A 22,731-nucleotide genomic window follows, 5' to 3' on the forward strand; every position below is an offset into this window, starting at 1 on the left:
CCACGGTAAGGGAACCCTGCCGGCGTGGGCCCAGGGTTAAACGTCGACGGCGCCTGTCCCCACTGAGGGGACAGGCGCCGTCGGGCCTTAACGGGCAGCTAGGAAGGACGTGGTGCCGGGTCCGCGCCCCGCTGCATGAGGCGCGGACCCCCTTCCGGAAGCCGAAGCTCCCGGGGCTTTGCAGCGGCCATTCGCTGTTTGGTCCAGTACTCGAGGATCTCGCCGTGGGTCTGGGCCGATTTGCTGTGGCTGACGGATCCGTTCCCGGATGCCTCGTCAGGCGAGGTTTTCCTAGGCTGCTGCGGCACTGAAGTACGTCTCCTGAATGGCCGCGCCCCAGTACGGGCCGTACATCACGGGTTTCGGAGTGTATCCGTAGCTGTTGATGGAGTTCTGGAAGCCGTCGGAGCCGCTGCCGATGAACCACGGGCCGCCTGAAGAGCCGCCGGTCATGTCGCAGGGGATTCCCTGCGTGCCGAACTGCGGGTTGGTCTTGTCGTTGGTGGCGGTGCCGGTGCAGCTCCAAAGCCGCTCGCCGTTGAAGGGCTGGGCGGCGGGGTAGCCGTAGGCGGTGTACTGCAGGCCGCGGGCTTCATTGAACGCCACGCCTGAGCCCCCGACGACGTCGGTCAGGAACTCGCCGCCAAGCTGATTCATGACCGCAAAGCCGGTGTCGTAGCTGATGTCCCCGGAGCCCTCCCACTGGGCCGTGGTGTAAAGCGCCTTGGCTGTCCAGGTTCCGTAAGGCCTGGCGCCATTCTCGTAGGCCGGTACAAAGACGAACTTGGTGGCGAACGCGCCGGGACCATTGTTGAGGCAGTGCCCGGCCGTGGCAACGGTGCTCTTGTTCGACGCAGACACGGCATTTCCGGAGCAGACGTAATTTTGGCCGCCGAGGGTGAAGAACACCTTACCGATGTGGGCTACCGGGTCCGCAGGCTGTGCGAGTGAGGGCTTGCCCTTGGTGCCCGTCACGGTGGTTTTAGGCCCCTTCAGCACGCTCGCAGCGCTGGATGATTTGCCGCGTTCCACCGCCTTGCTGGCCAGGACGTCACCGGGAATCGCCGCGCGCATGCGGTCTGATGTCCAGTAGTCCGCCGCCCCGGTGCTGTCTACCATTGCGCTGGCCACCGAAGGAGCTGCTTTATCGTCCGACGACGATGGGGCAGCATGGGCAGTTCCGGCGCCAACCAGCGCCAGGACGGCAGCCGCCGAAAGGCTCAGGAGGGTGGCTGCCAAGGACCTGGTACGCGTCATTGTTGTCCTGTCTAAAACGGGTGTGAGGGGGTCCGGGACGGCCCGCCGCGTGACCCCTCGAACCTATCGACGTATGACAAATTTGTAAATAGTAGTGACGCTTCGGGTATGGTCCGGGGCAGGCGTTCATGATCCCTCGCGGGTGCGCCGCTCTGGCAAAAACGGCCGCCGAAGGGTACTTTTCTCTATACAGTTACACGTCCGATCTGGGCTCCGGACTCTCAGCGAATTGGGGTCCCGTCGTGATTGCTTTCAGGAAGTCCGCCAAGAGGTCCGTCGTCAATGGCCGGCACGTAACAGCCGACGCCGGGGGCCAAAGTGCTTCCCCGGATGTTGAAGCCTACGCAGCAGGCCTGCAATTGCGGGACGTTGATCCCATCCATTCGTTCACGGCGACGGAGGAGCTGCGCCGCCAGGACCCCAAATACGTACAGCTCTGGCCCAGTGACATACCCCACAAGAGGCGCTGACTGGATCCGCACCGGCGACGGTGGCTCCCGGCGGTAAAGCGCGACGGCGGCTGGCCGCCCGGCGCGTGCGCACCGCCGTCGGGCGTTTTCCCATGCCCCAAATCCGCTGTAATGCAGGGCCGTTCGGCCGCCCCGGTACGGTTCAAAGCCCTGTCCTCGGGTAAGTTAAGGGAGGTGAAATAGAACAAATTTCCAAAAAATCAGCCGACCTCCAGGGAGACGCCCGCGCATGTCCAAGATTATCTATACCCACACCGACGAAGCGCCGATGCTGGCCACGTATTCGTTCTTGCCGATCATCGAGGCATTTGCTTCGACCGCAGGTGTGGAGGTGGAGACCCGTGACATTTCGCTCGCAGGCCGCATCATCTCCGTGTTCGGTGACTACCTCACCCCGGAACAGCAGATCGGCGATGCCCTTGCTGAACTGGGTGAGCTGGCAAAGACGCCGGACGCCAACATCATCAAGCTGCCCAACATCAGCGCTTCCATCCCGCAGCTGAAGGCCGCCATCGCCGAACTGCAGGGCAAGGGCTACAACCTGCCGGATTACCCGGACAACCCCTCCTCGGACGAGGAAACGGCCGTCCGCTCCCGCTACGACAAGATCAAGGGCTCCGCTGTGAACCCGGTCCTGCGCGAGGGAAACTCGGACCGCCGTGCGCCGCTGTCCGTCAAGAACTACGCCCGCCAGAACCCGCACTCCATGGGTGCCTGGTCCGCGGATTCCAAGACCAACGTTGCCACCATGTCGTCTGATGACTTCCGCGCGAACGAGAAGTCCGTGGTCATCAAGTCCGACGGCACCATCGCCATCCAGCTGGTCCGCGAAGACGGTTCGGTCAAGGTCCTGAAGAAGGCTTTCCCCGTGCTGGCCGGTGAGGTCGTCGACGGCACTGTCATGCGCGCCGCAGCGCTGGATGAATTCCTGGCAGCCCAGGTAGTCCGCGCCAAGGAAGAGGGCGTCCTGTTCTCCGCCCACCTGAAGGCCACCATGATGAAGGTCTCGGACCCCATCATCTTCGGCCACGTGGTGAAGGCCTACTTCTCCGAACTGTTCGAGACCTACGGCAAGCAGCTCACCGCCGCCGGCCTGAGCCCCAACAACGGCTTGGCCGCCATCCTGAGCGGCCTCGAGGAGCTGCCGGAGGACGTCCGTGCAGGCGTGAAGGCGCTCATCCAGAAGGGCCTCGACGACGGCCCGGCCCTGGCCATGGTGGACTCCGACAAGGGCATCACCAGCCTCAACGTGCCCTCCGACATCATCGTGGACGCTTCCATGCCCGCCATGATCCGCTCCTCCGGCCACATGTGGGGCCCGGACGGCCAGGAAGCCGACACCCTGGCGGTCCTCCCGGACAGTTCCTACGCCGGCATCTACCAGGTTGTTCTGGACGACTGCCGCGCCCACGGCGCCTTCGACCCCACCACCATGGGCACCGTCCCGAACGTAGGCCTGATGGCCCAGGCCGCCGAGGAATACGGCAGCCACGACAAGACGTTCGAGATCCAGGAAGCCGGCACCGTGCAGATCGTTGACGGTTCCGGCGCTGTCCTGATCGAACACGAGGTTGCTCCCGGTGACATCTGGCGCGCCTGCCAGGCCAAGGATGCCCCCATCCGCGACTGGGTCAAGCTGGCCGTTACTCGCGCCCGCGCTTCCAAGACGCCCGCAGTGTTCTGGCTGGACGAGACCCGCGCGCATGACCGCAACCTCATCGCCAAGGTCAACGAATACCTCAAGGACCACGACACCGAGGGCCTCCAGCTCGAAATCATGTCCCCGGTGAAGGCAACTGCCTTCACCCTGGAGCGCATCCGTAAGGGCGAGGACACCATCTCCGTCTCCGGCAACGTGCTCCGCGACTACCTCACGGACCTGTTCCCCATTCTGGAATTGGGCACCAGCGCCAAGATGCTGTCGGTTGTTCCGCTGATGAACGGTGGCGGCCTCTTCGAGACCGGCGCCGGCGGATCTGCTCCCAAGCATGTCCAGCAGCTGCTCAAGGAAAACCACCTGCGCTGGGACAGCCTGGGTGAATTCCTGGCTCTGGCCGTCAGCTTCGAGCACCTGGCCACTACCACGAACAACGCCCGCGCGCAGGTCCTGGCAGACACGCTGGACAAGGCGACGGGGACCTTCCTGCTGGAAAACAAGTCCCCGAGCCGCCGCGCCGGCGAGCTGGACAACCGTGGCAGCCACTACTTCCTCGCACGCTACTGGGCAGAGGAACTGGCCAAGCAGACCGAGGACACGGATCTGGCGGCATCCTTCGCGGCTGTGGCCAAGGAGCTTTCCTCCAACGAGGACACCATCGTCAGCGAACTGGCCGCGGTACAGGGCTCAGCGGTGGACATCGGCGGTTACTACCGTCCGGATGAGGCCAAGGCCTCGGCCGTGATGCGTCCGTCCGCCACGCTGAACAGGGTCATTGCGACCCTGAACTAAGCGGAACCGAACCAAAGAGGCGGCGCCCCGAGAAATGAACTGCTCCCCGAAAGTTGGACTGAGAAATCAGTTCTGACTTGCGGAGAGCAGTTTTATGCGTGGAAGTAGTTCGTTATCCGAGGACCAACGTGTTGCCGCGGTAGCGTTGTTCGAGACGGGCTGGGGCGCTAAAGCCGCGGCGACGCGGCTCGGGCTGGACAGGGGTCCGATCCGCCGGCTGTATGACCGATGGCGAGTTCGCGGAGGTACGACGTTGGTGACCAAACCAACCAAGCGGTTGTTCTCGTTCGAGTTCAAACTCGATGCCGTGCGTCGGTTTCAAGCCGGAGAGAGCAAGGTCGCTTTGGCGAAGGAACTTGGGCTGTCCTCTCCGCGGTTGATGGAGAAATGGGCTCAGCAGTACCGGAATGAGGGCGAAGAAGGCCTGCGCCCGAAGCCGAAGGGCCGCCCGAAGGCGGATCCGGGGACATCGGCGAAGCCTGAATCAGAGCTGCAGCGGCTGCGCCGTGAGAACGAACGTCTGCGGGCAGAGGTCGCTTTCCTGGGAAAAGTGCAGGCCTTGAGGGACGAGGAACGGCGCTGAAGGTCCGCGCGGTGTTCGCCCTCAAGGCCGAACACCGGTTGGACGTGCTCCTGGACGTCGCGGGGGTGGCCCGGTCGACGTTTTTCTATCACCAGGCCCGTCTCCAGGCCCCCGACCCGCAGGAAGCCCTCAAGGCCGCGGTCACGGAGATCTTCGAGAAGAACCATGGCCGGTACGGGCACCGCCGCATCCACACGGAACTGCTCAAGCAGGGGTGGGCGGTCGCGAAGAAGACCGTGCTGAAACTGATGCGCGCACTGCAGCTGCTCTGCAAGGTCCGGCGAAAGAAGCGGTACAACTCCTACCAAGGCGAGCAGGGCACGGTTGCGCCGAACCTGCTGAACCGGGAGTTCGACGCCGCTGCCCCGAACCAGAAGTGGGTCACGGACGTGACCGAGTTCAGCATCGGGGACCAGAAGCTCTATCTTTCACCGGTCATGGACCTTTTCGACCGGCAGATCATCTCCTACTCGATCGGCACGTCCTCGAACCTGGACCTCACCAACACCTCACTGCAGGAAGCCCTCGCCTGCCTTGAGCCCGGCCAGCAGCCTCTCGTGCATTCAGACCAAGGCTTCCAGTACCAGCACGCCTCCTGGCGGAGCCTCCTGCAGGGCGCCGGCGCGGTCCAATCCATGTCCCGCAAGGCCAACTGCTACGACAACGCCGTCATGGAGAACTTCTTCGGACACCTCAAAGAAGAGATGTTCCACCGTGTCCGGTTCATCAGCACCGAGGCCCTGGCCGCGCACCTCAACGAGTACATCCGCTGGTACAACACGGACCGGATCTCGACAAAGCTCGAGGGCCTGAGCCCGGTGCAATACCGTGCCCAGGCCCTCGCGGCTTAGGATCTTACTTGGCCAGTCCAACTTTCGGGGACCAGTTCAAAACCGGGGCGACGCCTCTTTCGTCTAGTCGACTTCGTCTAGTCGATGGGACCGGATGAAGCGCAGGTGGGTTAATACGTGATGTCCCGTCCGCCCGCACTCAGTCGCCGTCCTTGCCTTTGCCTCTATTTCCCTTGTCGTCTGTGGGCGCGGGAGCTACCGGTGCGGTGGCTCCTTTTTGGGCCGCATCGGCGTCCGCCTGCCTTTGCGCTGCGGCCGCGTCCTCCGCAGCCTTCGCTGCTGCGGCGTCGTGTACGGCCTTGGCCGCCGTCAGGTCTGCCCGGACAGCAGTGGCGGATGTCGTGATGCTGCGCCGGCGTTCCTCGGATACCTGCCCGGTCCGCGCAGCGGACGCGAGGTCGGCCTCGAGGCTATCCAAAGCTGCCAATCCGCCAGCGGGGTCATTATTCGCTGAGGCCTGGGTGACGCCGAGGACTCGTTCCTGGAGTTGGCGGGCGGCATCACGTTTAAGGCCGGCCTCAGCCGGACCGCACGCTGCCAGTGAACCGGCGAGCAGAAATGCCACTGCAGCTGTCAGGCATTTGGCAGTGGCCGAACGCCCGCGGTGCTTCGGTGCAGGGCTCATGGTTCCACGCTCTCCTGAAGTTCCTTGAGGTGGTCGCCCAAGGTGCCGGTGACGGCGGGGTAAGGAACGACGTCGGGCGTTGGCTGAGGTGCCAGGCCCAAGGTCAGCGCCGCCGAGGCTGCTCCAGCGGCGAGCACGCCCAGCGCGGTGACCGTCCAGAACCGCCTTCCGGCGTGGCGGAGACGAGACAAGCTCGGAACCCAGCCCCGCGCGTCAGGACCGCGGGTGATGTCCAGCTGGCCCTTGCTGGACCGGACTACAGGCAGATCTGATTCCGCGGTGATGGCGATGGACGGCGGCCTGAACGGCATGGCTGGGAGTACGCGGGTTGTCTCCGTCGCGAGCTCGCCCGGTGCGGACACGGGTGATACCAGGGCCTGACGCAGAACGGATTCAACATCGGACGCGACGGGACGTTCCAGCGGTTCGATGGCAGTCATTGAACGGATCAGATCAGCCCACTCCGCCGGAAGGTCAGCGGGGATCTCGGGTGCCCGGTGCAACCTGGCCACTGCGGATTCCACGGCGCTGCCCGGGAACTCAACGGTTTGCTTGATGCATTCCAGCAGTACCAGACCCAGCGAGTAGATATCCGTGGCGGGCGACAGAGGAGAACCCATGGCCTGCTCCGGACTGAGATATGCGGCCGTCCCCACCATGGTTCCCGTGGCGGTCAGCCGGGCTGAATCCGCCATCCTGGCGATGCCAAAATCCGTGAGTTTGGGTCGTAAAGGTTCGCCCGGACGGATCTGCACGAGCAGGATGTTCCCGGGCTTGATGTCGCGGTGGATGATGCCCAGGCTGTGCACGTAGGCCAGCGCGTCAGCTACGCCTGCCCCGATGACTGCAAGCTCGTCCAAGGGAACTGCACTGTGCCTGATCCGGCTGCGGAGGTCCTGGCCCTCCACGAGCTCCATGGTCAGGAACGGCCGAGGTTGGTCCAGGACACGGGTATCGATGCCTGCATCGAACAGCGTGACCAAGCTGGGATGGTTGAGCGTTGCGAGCAGTTGGATTTCGGCTTCCTGGCGCCTGAGCTCATTGGCATCCGGTGCTTGTGGGGCAAAGAGCTTCAGGGCGACATCCCTGCCCAGGTTTTCGTCCCGGGCGCGGTAGACGGATGACATGCCGCCGCGGCCGATTATGTCTGCCAGCCGATAGCGTCCGCCGAGCATTTCATTCTTAATTGAGCTAGGCGAATTCGCCACCATGACCAGTTCCTCCCGGTGCGCTGCGGCACTATTCCTGCTCAATAATACCGGCCGGTAGAGCATCCTTTGAGCCGTCTGCCGGCACGCCGGCGGCCCGGCTATGAAGTGATTGGGACTTTCTCAGCCGGACCTCCGGTCACAAGGACAAGTGCTGGTAGTTGAGCTCTCTGGTGGCCACCTCCTATCGGAAAAGTTGGCTAGGCCGCGAACGGCGGAGCCGGTGCGTTGACGGTCTTAGCCGTCGCAGTCCGTTGACTGCGGAGTCCGCTAGGCCTTCCGGCGCCGCTTGAGCATCAGCAGTCCGGCAAACAGCAGGATGACGGCCAGAGGGATCAGTGAAGCATCCATGCCCGTCTTGGCCAGGGCGGCGGTGCCGCCCTGGCCTGAGGTGTTGCCCATGGTGTTTGCAGCGGAAGATGCCGAACCGGTGGTGGTACCGGCGGGAACAACAGTGATACCGGTCGTGCCACCGCCGGTGGTGCCGGTAGTTACGGTTCCCGGATCGGTGGTGCCGGTAGTTCCGGTTCCCGGGTCTGTGGTGCCGGTAGTTCCGGTTCCCGGGTCTGTGGTGCCGGTAGTTCCGGTTCCCGGGTCCGTGGTGCCGGTAGTTCCGGTTCCCGGGTCCGTGGTGCCGGTAGTTCCGGTTCCCGGGTCCGTGGTGTCCGTGTCACCCGTCGTGCCGGTTCCCGGGTCCGTGGTGTCCGTGTCACCCGTCGTGCCGGTTCCCGGGTCCGTTGTGTCCGTACCGGGCATGTCCGTACCGGGGGTTTCAGTACCTGGGGTTCCACAGCCATCGCCGCCGCCGATGATGACACATGCATCAATAACAACATTCGCGCCGTCAAGAACGCCGGACGTGCCCAGGCCGAGGGTGATGTCGGCTGCTGCCGCGACGTCGGCGGTGGTTCCGTTGCCGGTGGTGCCGTCGATGACGTTGTTTCCGAGGCCGAGGGTGATGTCGGCTGCTGCCGCGACGTCGGCGGTGGTTCCGTTGCCGGTGGTGCCGTCGATGACGTTGTTTCCGAGGCCGAGGCCGAGGGTGATGTCGGCTGCTGCCGCGACGTCGGTGGTGGTTCCGCTGCCGTTGGTGCCGGTTACGGTGTCGTTGCCCAGGCCGATTGCGACGTCGGCTGCTGCCGCGACGTCGGTGGTGGTTCCGCTGCCGTTGGTGCCGGTTACGGTGTCGTTGCCCAGGCCGATTGCGACGTCGGCTGCTGCCGCGACGTCGGTGGTGGTTCCGCTGCCGTTGGTGCCGGTTACGGTGTCGTTGCCCAGCCCGATCGCGAGGCCGGCTGCAACGTCAGCCGTGGTTCCGCTCCCGTCGGTGCCGCCGAGTCCGAGGTTGACGTCGACCACAGCGGCGACGTCAGCAGTGTCCGACTGCGTTGAGCCACCCAGCAGGCCCAACGACGTCGTATCTGCGGACGTCGCCGCTGAGACCAGTGCAGAGGCCGTGAGGTCCGGTCCGCTGGTTGTGTCCGCGGCGCTGGCCGCGGTGGCGCCGAAGGCTAGTAGCCCGCCGGCAAAGAGGGTGCTAAGCAGCCCCCTACGAAGGTTGCAATTCATGGTGTTTTCTCCTGAAGAGTTGATTTGGGGCGCTGTTCAGCGCCTCGAGGCCGTGTTCCGCCCATCAATAAGGGCAGGGGGGCTCAACTAGTCAGGAGAGGAACCGGGGTCGAATGACACCGGCGAAGGGACATGCTGAGGTGATCCGCTGACGGGGAAGGCTCCCGAAAGCGGCAGGTTGAAACCGAACTCGTCCAGCCAGGCAGCAGAGCCTGAGACGCCGGAGGGCGAAGCGCCGCTCCCCACACCCGAAGCAGGTCCTGCCGGAGCTGGAGCCGGAGGCATGGACGGATCGACTGTCCACGTATTTCCGGGCGCAAGCGGGAGCGTTCGTGCGCTGGTCTTGGCCAGCGCGGACGACGCGCCAGTGGCGGCCCGAAAGTGGTCTGCAGTGTTGGAGGAGCGGCCCGGCGCATCATCGGCGCTGTGCTCTGCACCTGCAGTTGGTCCCGCGGCGGCATCCGCAATGGTGGAGGCCTCACCGGCGACGGCAATCCCGTCAACGATCAGGTCGGGCAGCGTGACCGGCACGGCCGCCACGGTTGCATCCACCAGATCGACCACGGGCTGCAGCACGGGTTCAAGAACGGGGACCGCTTCAGCGAGCGGAGGGGCGACTGTCTCAACCAGGTCATCGGCAGCCATATCGACCACTCCGGCAACCGGGACGGCCACGGAAGTGACGGTGCCAGCCGGAACCACGCTGTTCACTACGGGTAATGGGGCTATCAGGTGGTCAGCCGTGCCTGCCACCCTGCCTACTACGGGCTGCAGCAGTCCGTTGGGAGAAGGAGCCGGGGACGCGGCCTCAAGAATGGGAGAGGCAGCACCGGACAATGGGGCCGTAAGGGACGAAACAGATGACGCTACGCCGCCCAGAACGGATCCTGAATCTCTCGAGGAGTCTGCTGTCGCGGCTGAAGCGGAAAGTGTCAGCCAAGTGGCAGTCACCGCACCTGCGAGGAGAAGTGGCCGGAGCGCACGCCAGGGCGAACGGAATTTAGCCATGCGTACCACCCCCAGCATCGTTGAGACCTACGATTTCATCAGCGTAAGACTCTCGCGTGCAGGAAGTCTAGGGAAACTGAAAATAAATCCATCAAGCTTACTAATTTGTCACTCAGTCATCGATAACCGAAAGATGACAGTCAATCCTGTTTACAAAAATGTCATAGGCCAAAACGATCAGTGGGCATCATTCGGGTAGCTGACGCCCAGCTGCCCGCGCACTCCGTCAAAGAGCCGCATGGTATTGATGGAATCCTCCAGCGGCATGACCGGGCTCTCGGCCAGACCCTGTTGGATGCAGCGTGTCACCTCGCGCAGTTCGTAGGTATAGCCGATGCCGACGACGTCGAACGCCTCCGTGCGCACGCCCTCCCGGCCGACGCCGATCACTAACTCCCGCGGATTGTTGATGGAACCGACACTCTGGAGGTAGCCCAGGCTGCCGGCCACGGTGGCAGTCCGTGGACCGTACGCCAAGAGTGAGGACGTCAGCTGGGCCTGGGCACCATGGTTGTAGCCGAGCGTCAGCGCATTCTGGGCGTCTACGCCGTCGTCATTAATGAAGCCCGTGGCACTGACGGTCTGCGGAAACCCCAGCGTTCCCAGTGCCCACAGCAGGGGGTAGACCGAGATGTCCAGGAGGGCGCCGCCACCGTCCTGCCTGGCCCACAGCCTGGACGTCGGGGAATACGGCGCCGGAAAACCCAGGTCAGCGGTCACCCAGTGCACGTCCCCGAGCTCCCCGGATTCGGCAATCTCGAACGCCCGCTGCATGCCCGGGAGGAAGCGGGACCACACTGCCTCCATGAGGAAGAGCTTCCGTTCCCGGGCAAGCGCGACGAGCTCGCTCGCTTCCCTGCCGTTGATGGTGAACGCCTTTTCGCATAGGACGTGCTTGCCCGCATTGAGCGCAGCAAGCACGATCTCGTGGTGCTGGGCGTGCGGCGTGGCGACATAGACGACGTCAACCGAGTCATCGGCGAGCAGCCGCTGGTAGCCCGGCACGCCGTCGTCGTCCCCGTAGGCCTTGGCGAAACCGTAGTCCGCCGCGAAACTCTCCGCCGTGCCCTGTGAGCGGGAACTGACGGCATAGAGCTCGGCGTCTGGGAGTAGTGCCAGGTCCTGCGACACTGACCGCGCGATCCCGCCGGTGGCTATGACGCCCCACCGCAGGCGTTTTCCGGTGGCAGACCGGGGATCCGGATCGGACTGGCTGGACAGCCACGGTGTGGCAATGGGCGCGCTCATGGAGCCCATCCTCTCATCCAGACCAGTGCGGGCGTCAGACCAAGGCGCGCGCCGGTTCTTCCGTCAGCCGGCCCTGCTGGAGCCTGAAGCGGCGGTCCGTCTTGTTGGCCAACGCCTTGTCGTGGGTGACCACGAGGATGGTGGTGTTGTGGTCACGGCTGAGCGAGCTGAGCAGTTCGATGATGTGATCGCCCGTATGCTCATCAAGGTTGCCTGTGGGCTCGTCCGCGAGGATCAGCTTGGGTTCGTTGGCCAGCGCCCGGGCAATCGCCACGCGCTGCTGCTCGCCGCCGGACAGCCGGTTGATTCGCCGCACCTGTTTCTCCCGGTCCAGCTGCACCTGCTCCAGAAGGTCCGTTGCCCGCTGCCGACGCTCCGTCCTGCGCACTCCCGCGAACTCCATGGGCAGCATGACGTTGTCCATCGCCGAAAGATTCGGGATCAGATTGAACTGCTGGAAAACGAACCCGATATCCCGGCGCCGGTACTCGGTCAGCTTGCCGTCCGGCATCCCGGCCAGGCTCACGCCGTTGACGACGACGTCTCCGCTGGTCGGTTTGTCCAGCGCACCCAGGAGGGACAACAGTGTGCTCTTGCCGCTGCCGCTCTTGTCGACAATGGACGCCAGCGTGCCCTGCTCCAGAACAAAACTGACGTCGTTGACCGGCTTGATGGTGCGGTCACCGGAGTTGAAAGTGCGGACCAGGTTCTTGACTTTAATCATGGCTATTCTCCTCGCAGGACTTCGATGGGACGGATGCGTGCCGTGAGCAGCGCCGGGACCAGCGCGCCGATGATGGCCACGCCGAAAACCGCTGCGATGCCGGCGGCGATGACGCCGGGGGAGGCGCTTGCTGTGACCGACGTCAGCAGCTGGGAAGCGCCGCCAAGGGGGTTCCCGGAGGGAAGCCCAGCGCCGCCGGGGAAGCCAGCGCCGCCGCCCGGCATTCCGGCGCCGCCGGCAGCGCCGGCCATGGTGGCCCCGCGACCGGTGGTGGCCGCCGTCGTCGTGGTGTTGGTGCTGATCAGCGCGGAAGCGATGCCGCCGCTGGCAAAGGAGGCGACGGCCGCGCCCACCGCGCTGCCCATGGCCACGAGGACCAGCGCCTCCAGCACGAACTGCACGCCGATGGTGCGGTTGGGGGCTCCGATCGCCTTCAGGACACCGATTTCCCGGCGGCGCTCGCGGACCAGCATGACCATGATCAGCAGGATGATCAGCCCGGCGGTGCCCAAGGCTGCTACGAAGGCGATGAACGAGATGTTCTTGACGCTGCCGAGCGAGCTGAAGGCGGACTCCAGGTTCTGGCCCTGGGTGACGTCGGCCTTGTCGGTGCCGAGGGCGGACTCAAGCGCGGTCTTGGCGGCCTCGAGGTTTTCCATGCTGTCCACCGTGACGATCATCGAGGACAGCTCACCCGGCAGTTCCGCGACGGTCTGCGCCGTGGGCAGGGTCAGGTACAGGGCGTTGTTGCCGAACGTGGTGCCGGAATCGAAGAGGCCAGCCACAGTGAACGTCTGGTCGTTAATGGTGAACGTGGAACCGATGGTCAGGTTGTTCTTCTCGGCCAGAGTGGTTCCCAGGAGGGCGTTGGCGGATTCAGCCGTGTAGTCGCCGAGCCCGGTGCCTTCGGTGATGGTCAGGGCCTTGCCGGTGGTGTCCACTTCGCCGCCGATTCCGGTTGCAGTGATCGGGAGCGAGCGTACCGGCTGCGCGGTGGTGGTTCCCGTGGTGCCGTTCGCGGCCTGGTTCCGTCCACCGAGGGTGCCAGCGTCGATGGCTGCGGTAAGGCTGGTGGTCAACGTGGTGGCGTTCTGTCCGGCGGGACCGCCCTGGCCGCCGCCGGGGCCAGCTTGGGTGCCGGCCGCCGTCTGCGCTGCCGCTTCGGCGGCGTTCCGCAGCCGGAGTGAGCTGGTGCCGACGACGGAGGATATGTTGGGGACTGCAGCTGCGGTGGCTGCCTGCTCGGCGGTCAGTGGTTCGCCGCCGCCTGGGGCCGGCGGAAGGCCGGCATCTGCTCCTACCCTCGCGGCCGGGCCTGTGCAGGAAGGCGGCCGAAGCTGTGTTTGGGCTGTGAAAGGCGGCGGGCAGTGAGAGAGCGTTAGTGAAAAGCGTGTATTAAGTGAGAGAGCGTTGGAACGCGGAATGCCCCGGCTCCCTGTGGGGGAGCCGGGGCATTCGATGTAAACCGGTGGTGACCGGCGGATGGCGTTACTTAGACCGCGTTACTTGGTCAGCGGGCCCAGTACCGGATCGTCCACGTAGGCCGTCTTCACGTTGGCGGCGGTCACGATGACCGGCGGCAGCAGGAAGGCGGGTACGGTCTTCACCGTGTTGTTGTAGGACTTGTCGTCGTTGATCTCAGGCGTCTTGCCTGCCTGCAGATCCTTGACCATCACGATCGCGTGCTCAACGAGCTTGCGGGTGTCCTTGTTGATGGTGGAGTACTGCTCGCCGGCAAGGATGGACTTGACGGATTCAACTTCCGAGTCCTGGCCGGTGATGATGGGCAGCGGCTTGCCGGCGGCCTTGACCGAAGTCAGGACAGCGCGGGCCAAGGTGTCGTTCGGTGAAAGGACGCCGTCCAGCGAAGCGGTTCCATAGGAACCGGTCAGCAGGGTGTCGGCGCGGCGCTGGGCGTTCTCAGCCTTCCAGCCCTGGGTGACGGCCTGTTCGAAGCTGGCCTGGCCGGAGAGTACCTTCAGCGTGCCGTCGTCGATCTTGGGCTTCAGGATGCTCATGGCACCGTCGAAGAAGACCTTTGCGTTGGCATCATCCGGTGAACCGGCGAAGAGCTCGATGTTGTAAGGGCCGGTCGGTTTCTTGGCCTTCATTCCGTCGAGCAGCGCCTGGCCCTGCAGCACGCCCACCTTGAAGTTGTCGTAGGCCACGTAGTAGTCCACGTTCTCGGTGTTGAGCAGCAGCCGGTCATAGGCAATGATCGTCGCGCCGGAGTCCTTCGCCTGCTTCAGCTGGGTGCCCAGCTGGGCGCCGTCGATGGCACCGACAATGATGACCTTGGCGCCCTTGGTGATCATGGCACTGATCTGGTTCTGTTGCTCGGAGACGCCGCCGTTGGCGAACTGCACGTCGGGCTTGAAGCCTGCGCTGGAGAGCCCGTCGTTGAACAGCTTCTCCGCCAATACCCAGTTTTCGCTGGTCTTCTGGGGAAGCGCGACGCCGATGGAGGAGTTCTTCTCGAAGCCGCCGGCCCCGGTGGTGCTGGTGGTGCCGGGTTCGGCCCGTCCGCACGCCGTCAGCGCCAGTGCTGCGATTGCAGCTATCGCTGCTGCCTTTCCTGCTTTACCAATCATTCGCATTTCTTGGTCCACTTTCTTTTTGGGGGTATTGGTTCCGGAACCTGAATCGCTCAGGCTTCCCTGGCGATCGTTTCCTTGGTGGAGGTGGTTTCGTCGGGCTGCAGGGTTGTGCCGGGCCCGCCGGTTGGGCGGTTGAAGTTCTGCATCATCAGTCCGATGATGGACCGCTTGCCCTGAGATTTGTTGTAGACGTCGAACGCCACGGCGATCAGCAGGACCAGGCCCTTAATGATCTGGGTGAGGTCGGCGCCGACGCCGAGGAGCTGCAGGCCATTGTTCAGGACTGCCATGACCAGGCCACCGATGATGGAACCGATCACGGTGCCCACGCCGCCTGTCACGGCCGCGCCGCCGATGAAGACTGCGGCGATGGCGTCCAGTTCCCAGCCGACGCCGTCGAACGGGCCCGAAGCGGTGGAGCGGCCCACGAAGATCATGCCCGCGAGGCCAGCCAGGATGGACATGTTCATCATGACCAGGAAGTTGACCTTCTTGGACTGGACGCCGGAGAGTTCGGCTGCATGCCGGTTGCCGCCCACGGCGTAAATGTGGCGACCCACCACGGTCTTGGAGGAGACGAAACCGTAAATCAGGACCAGGACGGCGAGGATCAGGCCAGGGATGGGGAAGGACGTGCCCGGACGGCCGGTGGCAAAGAGGTACGTGGCGTACAGGATGGCCGCGCAGACCAGGACAAGCTTTAGGACGACCACCCAGGTCTCTGCCACTTCGGCGCCCAGCACCTTCGCGGACCGGCGGCGGCGGATTTCGCTGAAGATCACAAAGGTGACTGCAGCGAGGCCGATCAGCAGGGTGAGGTTGTTGTATCCGGTGCTGGGCCCAACCTCAGGAAGGTAGCCGGAACCCAGGTACTGGAAGTCATTGGGTACCGGGATGGTGTTGGACTTGCCCACGAACTGGTTGAAGCCGCGGAACAGCAGCATGCCGGCCAGGGTGACGATGAACGCGGGAATGCCCACGTACGCCGTCCATAGACCTTGCCAGGCTCCGATCAGCGCACCGAGCAGCAGGCCGAGGAGCACTCCGGCGTACCAGGGGATACCCCAGTCGCGGATGGCCAGGGCCACTGTCACGCCCACAAACGCGGCCACGGATCCTACGGAGAGGTCGATGTGACCGGCGATGATGACCAGCACCATGCCGATGGCGAGGATGAGGATGTACGAGTTGCCATTGAAGAGGTTGATGACGTTGCCCGGGGTGAGCGTGCGGCCCTCTGTGGTGAATTGGAAGAAGATGATCAGCGCAACCAGAGCGAAAATCATCCCGAATTGGCGGGTGTTGCCGCCAAAAAGCTTCTTAAGCGCGTTCATTGTTTCAGTCCTTGTATCTGGAAGGATCTGGAGGATTCCAGAGGGTCAGGCGGCCTTGCGGGCGGAGGTCATCAGCTTCATGAGGCTTTCCTGGCTCGCTTCCTCTTTGTTCAGGACGCCGGTGATGGCGCCCTCGAAGATGGTGTAGATGCGGTCGGAAAGACCCAGCAGCTCGGGCAGCTCGGAAGAGATGACCACCACGCCTTTGCCCTGGTTGGCCAACTGCTGGATGATGCCGTAGATCTCGTACTTGGCGCCCACATCGATGCCCCGCGTCGGTTCATCCAGGATGAGAAGGTCCGGGTCCGTGAACATCCACTTCGCCAGGACCACCTTCTGCTGGTTGCCGCCCGAGAGCTTGGCGACGCCTTCCTCCACGGAGGGCGTCTTGGTACGCAGTGCCTTGCGGTACTCCTCGGCTACGGCGAATTCCTTGGCAGTGTCCACCACGCTGTTTCGGCTGATCTTCTTGAGGTTCGCTGAAACTGTGGTGGCCTTGATGTCATCGAGCAGGTTCAGGCCCAGGGACTTTCGGTCCTCCGTCACATAACCCAGACCGGCGTCAATCGCCTGCCGAACGTTTTTGAGGACGACTTCCTTGCCGTCTTTGTAGATGTGGCCATTGATGAACCGTCCGTACGAGCGACCGAAGACAGAACGGGCCAACTCGGTGCGGCCGGCACCCATCAGCCCGGCGAATCCCACAATTTCCCCGCGGCGTACGAAGAAGTTGGAGCCCTTGCAGACAAGCCTGTCCTGGATGGCGGGGTGGCCCACGGACCAGTCCTTGACTTCGAAGAACACCTCGCCGATCTTCGGCGTGTGGTCAGGAAAGCGGGACTCGAGGGCCCGGCCCACCATGCCCTTGATGATGCGGTCCTCGTCGACGCCGTCGGCCTTGACGTCGAGCGTTTCGATCGCCTTGCCGTCCCGGATGATGGTGATGGAATCGGCGATCTGCTCAATCTCATTGAGCTTGTGGGAAATGATGATCGAGGTGATGCCCTTGCCCTTGAGGCCGAGCATCAGGTCCAGGAGATGCTGGGAATCGGATTCGTTGAGCGCAGCGGTGGGCTCGTCCAGAATGAGAATCTTGACCGACTTGTTCAGGGCCTTGGCGATCTCCACCAACTGCTGCTTGCCGACGCCGATCTCCTTGATGGGGGTGTCCGGGTCTTCCCTGAGGCCCACCCGGGCCAGTAGCTCCGTGGACCGCTGCCGGGCCTCCGCCCAGTTGATGACGCCGCGTTTGGTCGGTTCGTTGCCCAGGAAGATGTTCTCCATGATGGACAGTTCCGGGATCAGGGCCAGCTCCTGGTGGATGATCACAATGCCGGCGTGCTCGCTCGCGCGGATGTCCTTGAACTGCTGGACCTCGGTCTGGTACACGATGTCGCCGTCGTAGCTGCCGTACGGGTAGACGCCCGAAAGCACCTTCATCAGCGTGGACTTGCCAGCGCCGTTTTCGCCGCAGATTGCGTGGATCTCGCCGGCCTTGACCCGGAGGCTTACTTCCGCCAAAGCCTTGACGCCGGGAAATTCCTTGGTAATTGAGCGCATCTCGAGGATGACCGGGTCAGTGTGCGTGGTGTGGGACGACATTTGTCCTTACGCCTCCAATGCATGACTTCTTTGTCCGCCCAGCAAAGCGCAGGGTCGTCTGATGAAAAAGTAAACTGGATCACACCCGTTGTCGTCAAGTCTTTAACGCAATTACCGGGTAACGAAACGGCTACGCACGCCGGATCCCGGCATGCTGGAACACCAGTGCGGCCGCTCCCAAAGCCTCTGCGCGGTCCCCAAGTGAGGACATCGTCAGCGTGGTGGTCTCGCCGATCACCGGCACTGCATGACGGATAAGCCCCCGCCGAATGGGGTCGAGCAGCAGGTCGCCCAGGCCCGCAAGAGGGCCGCCCACCACGATCACTTCAGGGTTGATCAGGTTCGCTACGTTGCCCAGGGCACGCCCAACGGCCAGGCCTGCATCGTCCACCACCCTGAGTGTTGCGGAGTCGCGCGCCAGGGCTTTGCGCACGATGTCCGCAGGTGTGAGGGGTGGGTCTTCCCCGCGGCCCAGCAGCTCAATCATGGTGGTGGTGGAGGCAATGGTTTCCAGGCAGCCACGGTTGCCGCAGCGGCACACGAGCCCGTGCTCGTGGATCGTTGCATGGCCGATTTCGCCGGTAATGCCAACGGTGCCGTAGTAGGGCGCGCCGTTGAGGATAAGGCCGGCGCCGATGCCCGATCCGATCTTGAGGAACATCAGGTTGCTCACGCCTGAATGTGGTCCCCACGTAACCTCGGACCAAGCGCCAAGATTGGCGTCGTTGTCAACGAATACGGGTATTTTGAGGGTTTCCTCCAGATGGTGAAGGATGTTGATTCCCACCCATTCCGGGAGGATGGCGCCCTGCGCAACGGTGCCGGTCCGGCGGTCGATGGGGCCGGGAATTCCGACGCCGGCGCCCACCACCAGGGTCCGGTCCACGCCGCTTTGCTGCAGCAGTTTGTCCAGCAGTGCGACGGCGGCCCGGATGCCTTCCTCGGCCTGGTGGCCGAGCGGCAGCAGGACGGATTCCTCGGCGATCACGTGGTAGCTCAGGGATGCCAGAACCACGCGCAGGTGCCGTCGGCCGAAGTCGATTCCCACAGCCACCGCGCCGTTGCTGTTGAGTCTTACGTTGAGTGCCCGGCGGCCGGAACTGGTGATCGGTTCGGTTGACGCCAGGCCCGCATCCTGCATGATTTTGACGATGTTGGACACCGTGGCCGTGGAGAGGCCGGTCTGGCGCGCAAGCTCGGCCTGGGTGGACGGGCCGCTCATGAGGGTCTCGATGATCCGTTGCTGGTTCAGTTGCCGGAGGGCCGACTGGGATCCCGGATTCTTTGGCTTGCTCCTCGTCGAGCGCGGTGTGGCGGACATGAAAAGAAGACTGCCCTACTTTTACGGTTGCAGTCAAGAAGTTAACGCAAGGAGTGTGCCGGATGAGACAAATTGATGGGACGATCCGCCCGTCCTGTGGCCTTGGCCGGTGCAATTGGCCCCGGATGCCGTTCAGGTCCGGTGGCTAGGCTGGAAAAAAGCGGACGCATTGGCCGTCCCGATCATGTGAGGTGGTAACGGTGCTGCTGGCCCTGATGCAGGCAAACGCCCGCGTACTCGACATAGAGGCAAACCGCGCCGCCCTGGATGCGGCGGCCGGCGCCGCTGCCGCGGAAGGCGCGGCAGTCCTGGTTACGCCGGAGCTGTTTCCCGTGGGCTACGCCCCGCTGCGGCTCCGCGCGGAGCTGGACCCCGCCCGGCTCCCTGCCATCCGCGAGACGTTGCGCGGCATCGCGCGGCGCCACGGTATCGGGCTGGTCTACAGCCTGCCGTCGGTCACGGACAGCGGCAGCTGGCACATCACCTCCACGCTGGTGGACGGCGCGGGCGCCGAGCTCCTCACCTACGCAAAGGTGCACCTCTTTGGCGATGACGAGCGCGCGGCGTTCAGTCCCGCGGACGCGGGTCCCGCCGTCGTCGATTTCAACGGGTTCCGGACATCCATGGTGATCTGCTACGACGTGGAATTTCCCGAAACAGTCAGGGCCGCGGCGCTGGGCGGCGCGGAGCTGCTCCTGGTGCCCACGGCCCTGGCGCACGGCTTCGAAACCGTTCCGCAGGTCCTGCTCCGGGCCCGTGCGCTGGAAAGCCAGCTGACCATCGCCTACGCCAACCACTGCGGAACCGAGGACGGCTGCGAATTCCTGGGCGGGAGCGTCGTCGCCGGCCCGGACGGTTCCCTGCTGGCCGCCGCCGGGCCGGGAACCGAAATCCTGTACGCCAAGGTGGACCCCGACGCCGCCCGAAACGCCCGTGGCCTGGTGCCCTACCTCCGCGAACGCCGCCCGGATCTTTACCGGTCCTGGGGCATCTGAGGCTCCACCCCGTCCACGTACTGCAGGGCAATCCACAGCTCCGCCCGCACCTGGGCGGAACCAAGGTCCATGGCCAGCAGCTCGGCCACTGCATTGATCTGGCGCCGCACGCTGTTCCGGTGCATCCCCAGGACTTTGGCAGTGGCATCCCAGTTGCCGTTTTCGCCCAGCCACGACTTCAGGACACTGAGTTGGGGGCTGATTCGGTCAGGCTCCTGCGCCAGGATCGGTTCCAGCAACCGGGCGGCAAGCATGGTGCCGGCGCTGCGGCCCAAGAGCCCCGTGACCGACCACGTGACGTCATCCACGCGCACGCTTTGTCCGCTGGCCTGGACGCGGGGCCGCAGCGACGCCGCACGCTGGTACGCGGCAGGAAGTCCGGCCATTTCCGTCGGATCGCCCACCACCAGGCGCCAGCCCAGCTCCTCCACCTCATGCAGCAGCGTGTCGTCCACCTTGAGCCGGGTGACGGCGGCAAACCCGTAGTCCGTCAGTTCCACCATCTTCGTGTCGAACAGCCTGCGCCACTGCAGCAGTTCCCTGACAGGGCCATCGGCCGGCGCGGGCGCCGACGCGTCCGCTCGCACGCCCTGAACCACCCGGAGGGCACCGGACCGGGTTCCGGAAACGCTTTGCGCCAGGAGGTCCCTGAGGACGTTCAGCTGCCGGGTTGAGCCGGCGGCCAGGCTCTCCGGATGCAGCAGCAGCGCCGTTGCCAGCTGGCTGGGGGCGAGCGAGCCGCTGGTGCGTTGTCGCACCAGCAGCTCCAGCAGCCCCACTACCGAGGACACCACACTGTTCTGCGCCGGGGTCAGCGCCCTGTCCGTCCCGAGGATCAAAGCGCCGAGGGTGGCGTCCCGCGTGCTGCGCAGCGGATGCCCGAACACCAGGGCAGAGCCGGGAATGTCGAAGGAATCCATTTCCACCCTGGGGCCGCTGCCGCTGAGCAGCCGGTCGAGGATCTGCTGCAGGGCGTGAAGTTCGACGCCGGTACCCGCCCGGGCGCGGACCCTTCCGTCCGCGCCGACCAGCACCGCCCACACGGGAACCCGCTGGGCCAGGGCGGCCAGGAGTTCATGCTCGGGACGGGCGGAGAGGACTGCGCGCATCAGCTGCCGGTTGATGTCCGCCAGCTGCCTGAAGACTTTGGCGTTGTCCGATTCGAGCAGCTGCGAAAATTCCAGCCCGATGGCAGCGAACGGCACAGTGCCTGGCACCTCAACCAGCGTCAGGTTATGCCGGATGCAGGCCTTCACCAGTGCCTCCGGCACTGCGTCGAAGTAGGGTTCCAGCCCGAAGCCCAGGGCCCCCACCCCGGCTCCCACCAGACGCCGCACATACGCGTCAACCCGGGCCTGGTTGCTTGCCTCGCCCACAAACGGCAGCCCCGCCGTGAGGAGGAACTCGCCGTCGAGCAGGTACGGCGTGGGGTCCTCCAGCTCGCTGGGCTCGACCCAGCGCAGCAGGCCGGAACCGTTGCCGCCGTCGTGCAGGATCGTTAACTCCGGCGGCAACTTTTCCAGGAACTGCTCCAACGTGACGGCGCTGAGCCGCTCCGCACCGGTCCCCCTTCCGGTTACGGCTCTGGTTCCCGCTCCGGCGGCAGCTTCAGGCGACATGCGGCACGCTGACTTCAGGATCCTGGTAGTCGGGGCATTCGTAGGCCCTGGGCAGCCGCGGCGCTATCCGGTTGATGATTTCGTCGCCGTGGCTGCCGATGGCCGAGCCCCATTCGTCCGCGCTCGCCGCACCTGAGTCCGGATCGCCGAACAGCACGGCCGTGTCGCCGACGGAAACTCCGCAGGCTTCCGGGCCGAGGTCCACCATGAACTGGTCCATGCACACCTTGCCGATCACGGGAACCCGCCTGCCGCCCAGTTGGACAATGCTGCGCCCTGAGATGCCTTTCGGGATGCCGTCCGCATAGCCGAGGGGGATCAGCCCCAGATACCTTGCCTCGTGGGTGATGGCCTGGTGTTCGTAGCTCACGCCGGTGCCGGCCGGAACCTTCTTCACGAGCACAACGGGAGCCGTGACAGTCAGGGCCGGGCGCAGCCCGAAATCCGCGGGGTCAAGATGGTCGGCGGGCGCCAGGCCATAAATGGCCAGCCCGGCCCGCACCATGTCGAAGGCAAACTCAGGGCGGTCCAGGATGTTGGCAGAGCTGGACACATGCCTCAGCTCCGGTTCCAGGCCGCCTTCCCTGGCCTGCCGTACGGCTTCCCCGAAGGCGTCCACCGCTGCGGCGTTCCCGGGGTGGGCCGGTACGTCGGCCCAGGCCAGGTGGGTCCAGATGCCCCGGACAGTGAGGGTCCCCTCGAGCTCGGCGTTGCGTGCAGCGGCCACAAGGCCAGCCCAGTCTTCCGCGCGGGCGCCGCCGCGGCTCAACCCGCTGTCCAGCTCAAGGTGGACCGCGGCCGGCCTTCCGAGCGTGCGGGCGATGCCGGCCACAACGTCGAGTTGGGCGGGGCTGCCCAAGGACATGTCGACGTCGTTTTCCACAGCTTCGCGAATGATCTCGCTGGACGCTGTGGCGAGGTACAGCCAGGACAGCACCGGCGCCGTGATGCCTGCGCGGCGCAGCGCCAGGGCCTCCGTGAGCTGTGCCGTTCCGAGCCAGTCAGCGCCGGCAGACAGGGCAGCCTGCGCCACCTCGACAAGCCCGTGGCCATAGGCGTTGCCTTTCACCACCGCCATGAAGTGCGGTGCGGGAGTGAGTTTCCGGAGGGCGCGGACATTATCGGAAATCGCGGCCAGATCAACGCTGACCCGGCCGGAAAGCACTGCCGAAGGCGTGCTGGTCTGTTGTGCATTACGTCTCATGCCAGAACACTATAGGTCATTTTGCACACTCATGAGAGGTGGCTCACATGCCTAAGCTGGGCGAGGG

General features: G+C 64.6%; 18 protein-coding genes and 1 pseudogene. 5 read left to right on the top strand and 14 right to left on the bottom strand.

The genetic code is table 11. The annotated features are described in order from the left end of the window. Positions 1–291 precede the first annotated feature (291 nt). Complete coding sequence (locus tag CXR02_RS04615) at positions 292–1,257, bottom strand: serine protease (protein WP_104060937.1); 966 nt, start codon at positions 1,255–1,257, stop codon at positions 292–294. 242 nt (positions 1,258–1,499) lie between these two features. On the opposite strand from CXR02_RS04615, the gene CXR02_RS04620 reads away from it, so the two are divergent. From CXR02_RS04620 to CXR02_RS04630, 4 genes are all read left to right on the top strand, one after another. Beyond that, positions 1,500–1,727, top strand: coding sequence for a hypothetical protein (locus CXR02_RS04620; RefSeq protein WP_146072471.1), 228 nt, complete (start codon positions 1,500–1,502; stop codon positions 1,725–1,727). Between the two features lie 229 nt (positions 1,728–1,956). Beyond that, on the top strand, positions 1,957–4,176 hold the full coding sequence (locus tag CXR02_RS04625) for an NADP-dependent isocitrate dehydrogenase (RefSeq protein WP_104060939.1): 2,220 nt from the start codon (positions 1,957–1,959) through the stop codon (positions 4,174–4,176). Between the two features lie 256 nt (positions 4,177–4,432). Then, positions 4,433–4,759, top strand: coding sequence for a helix-turn-helix domain-containing protein (locus CXR02_RS22555; protein ID WP_219816387.1), 327 nt, complete (start codon positions 4,433–4,435; stop codon positions 4,757–4,759). 11 nt (positions 4,760–4,770) lie between these two features. After that, positions 4,771–5,610, top strand: coding sequence for an IS3 family transposase (locus tag CXR02_RS04630; protein WP_219816388.1), 840 nt, complete (start codon positions 4,771–4,773; stop codon positions 5,608–5,610). Between the two features lie 139 nt (positions 5,611–5,749). On the opposite strand, the gene CXR02_RS04635 is transcribed toward CXR02_RS04630, so the two are convergent. The 11 genes and pseudogenes from CXR02_RS04635 to CXR02_RS04685 all read right to left on the bottom strand — a co-directional run bounded on the left by CXR02_RS04635 (position 5,750) and on the right by CXR02_RS04685 (position 18,846). Then, complete coding sequence (locus CXR02_RS04635) at positions 5,750–6,235, bottom strand: hypothetical protein (protein ID WP_104060940.1); 486 nt, start codon at positions 6,233–6,235, stop codon at positions 5,750–5,752. Then, the gene (locus CXR02_RS04640; RefSeq protein WP_104060941.1) at positions 6,232–7,446 is read right to left on the bottom strand and encodes a serine/threonine-protein kinase; all 1,215 of its coding nucleotides are present in this window, start codon (positions 7,444–7,446) and stop codon (positions 6,232–6,234) included. The genes CXR02_RS04635 and CXR02_RS04640 overlap by 4 nt, the downstream gene beginning before the upstream one ends. A gap of 267 nt (positions 7,447–7,713) precedes the next feature. After that, positions 7,714–9,012: a hypothetical protein gene (locus CXR02_RS22275; RefSeq protein ID WP_181037120.1), complete on the bottom strand. Its 1,299-nt coding sequence runs from the start codon at positions 9,010–9,012 to the stop codon at positions 7,714–7,716. Between the two features lie 87 nt (positions 9,013–9,099). Continuing rightward, entirely contained in the window at positions 9,100–9,765 is a 666-nt protein-coding gene (locus CXR02_RS04650; RefSeq protein WP_258060782.1) for a hypothetical protein, read from the bottom strand. A 432-nt stretch (positions 9,766–10,197) separates the two neighbouring features. Further along, positions 10,198–11,268: a Gfo/Idh/MocA family protein gene (locus tag CXR02_RS04655; protein WP_104061079.1), complete on the bottom strand. Its 1,071-nt coding sequence runs from the start codon at positions 11,266–11,268 to the stop codon at positions 10,198–10,200. A 34-nt stretch (positions 11,269–11,302) separates the two neighbouring features. Then, a complete protein-coding gene (locus tag CXR02_RS04660; RefSeq protein ID WP_104060942.1) occupies positions 11,303–11,992 on the bottom strand; it encodes an ABC transporter ATP-binding protein in 690 nt (229 codons plus the stop codon). A 2-nt stretch (positions 11,993–11,994) separates the two neighbouring features. Continuing rightward, positions 11,995–13,260, bottom strand: a pseudogene (locus CXR02_RS04665) (ABC transporter permease); the annotation flags it as partial. 234 nt (positions 13,261–13,494) lie between these two features. Next, entirely contained in the window at positions 13,495–14,589 is a 1,095-nt protein-coding gene (locus CXR02_RS04670) for a sugar-binding protein (RefSeq protein WP_104060944.1), read from the bottom strand. A gap of 50 nt (positions 14,590–14,639) precedes the next feature. Continuing rightward, a complete protein-coding gene (mmsB, locus tag CXR02_RS04675) occupies positions 14,640–15,923 on the bottom strand; it encodes a multiple monosaccharide ABC transporter permease (protein WP_104060945.1) in 1,284 nt (427 codons plus the stop codon). A 45-nt stretch (positions 15,924–15,968) separates the two neighbouring features. Then, on the bottom strand, positions 15,969–17,525 hold the full coding sequence (gene mmsA, locus CXR02_RS04680; protein ID WP_104060946.1) for a multiple monosaccharide ABC transporter ATP-binding protein: 1,557 nt from the start codon (positions 17,523–17,525) through the stop codon (positions 15,969–15,971). Between the two features lie 130 nt (positions 17,526–17,655). After that, complete coding sequence (locus tag CXR02_RS04685) at positions 17,656–18,846, bottom strand: ROK family transcriptional regulator (protein ID WP_104060947.1); 1,191 nt, start codon at positions 18,844–18,846, stop codon at positions 17,656–17,658. A 200-nt stretch (positions 18,847–19,046) separates the two neighbouring features. Here CXR02_RS04685 and CXR02_RS04690 point away from each other — a divergent pair, with 200 nt between their 5' ends. Next, entirely contained in the window at positions 19,047–19,841 is a 795-nt protein-coding gene (locus CXR02_RS04690; protein ID WP_258060784.1) for a carbon-nitrogen hydrolase family protein, read from the top strand. Here the strand turns inward: CXR02_RS04690 and CXR02_RS04695 are convergent. Together CXR02_RS04695 and alr are read right to left on the bottom strand one after the other, a co-directional pair. Beyond that, entirely contained in the window at positions 19,820–21,460 is a 1,641-nt protein-coding gene (locus CXR02_RS04695) for a PucR family transcriptional regulator (RefSeq protein WP_104060948.1), read from the bottom strand. The genes CXR02_RS04690 and CXR02_RS04695 overlap by 22 nt on opposite strands. Further along, complete coding sequence (alr, locus tag CXR02_RS04700; RefSeq protein ID WP_104060949.1) at positions 21,450–22,664, bottom strand: alanine racemase; 1,215 nt, start codon at positions 22,662–22,664, stop codon at positions 21,450–21,452. Before alr ends, CXR02_RS04695 begins: the two co-directional genes overlap by 11 nt. Positions 22,665–22,731 lie beyond the last annotated feature (67 nt).

It is taken from the genome of Arthrobacter sp. 4R501 (assembly GCF_002929755.1).
In the GTDB taxonomy this organism is placed as follows: Bacteria; Actinomycetota; Actinomycetes; order Actinomycetales; family Micrococcaceae; genus Arthrobacter.

Bases quoted from the DNA above. Each gene is read 5' to 3' on its own strand.
- CXR02_RS04615 (WP_104060937.1), bottom strand. From the start codon at position 1,257: ATGACGCGTACCAGGTCCTTGGCAGCCACCCTCCTGAGCCTTTCGGCG.
- CXR02_RS04625 (WP_104060939.1), top strand. From the start codon at position 1,957: ATGTCCAAGATTATCTATACCCACACCGACGAAGCGCCGATGCTGGCC.
- CXR02_RS04635 (WP_104060940.1), bottom strand. From the start codon at position 6,235: ATGAGCCCTGCACCGAAGCACCGCGGGCGTTCGGCCACTGCCAAATGC.
- CXR02_RS04640 (WP_104060941.1), bottom strand. From the start codon at position 7,446: ATGGTGGCGAATTCGCCTAGCTCAATTAAGAATGAAATGCTCGGCGGA.
- CXR02_RS22275 (WP_181037120.1), bottom strand. From the start codon at position 9,012: ATGAATTGCAACCTTCGTAGGGGGCTGCTTAGCACCCTCTTTGCCGGC.
- CXR02_RS04655 (WP_104061079.1), bottom strand. From the start codon at position 11,268: ATGAGCGCGCCCATTGCCACACCGTGGCTGTCCAGCCAGTCCGATCCG.
- CXR02_RS04660 (WP_104060942.1), bottom strand. From the start codon at position 11,992: ATGATTAAAGTCAAGAACCTGGTCCGCACTTTCAACTCCGGTGACCGC.
- CXR02_RS04670 (WP_104060944.1), bottom strand. From the start codon at position 14,589: ATGCGAATGATTGGTAAAGCAGGAAAGGCAGCAGCGATAGCTGCAATC.
- mmsB (WP_104060945.1), bottom strand. From the start codon at position 15,923: ATGAACGCGCTTAAGAAGCTTTTTGGCGGCAACACCCGCCAATTCGGG.
- mmsA (WP_104060946.1), bottom strand. From the start codon at position 17,525: ATGTCGTCCCACACCACGCACACTGACCCGGTCATCCTCGAGATGCGC.
- CXR02_RS04685 (WP_104060947.1), bottom strand. From the start codon at position 18,846: ATGTCCGCCACACCGCGCTCGACGAGGAGCAAGCCAAAGAATCCGGGA.
- CXR02_RS04695 (WP_104060948.1), bottom strand. From the start codon at position 21,460: ATGTCGCCTGAAGCTGCCGCCGGAGCGGGAACCAGAGCCGTAACCGGA.
- alr (WP_104060949.1), bottom strand. From the start codon at position 22,664: ATGAGACGTAATGCACAACAGACCAGCACGCCTTCGGCAGTGCTTTCC.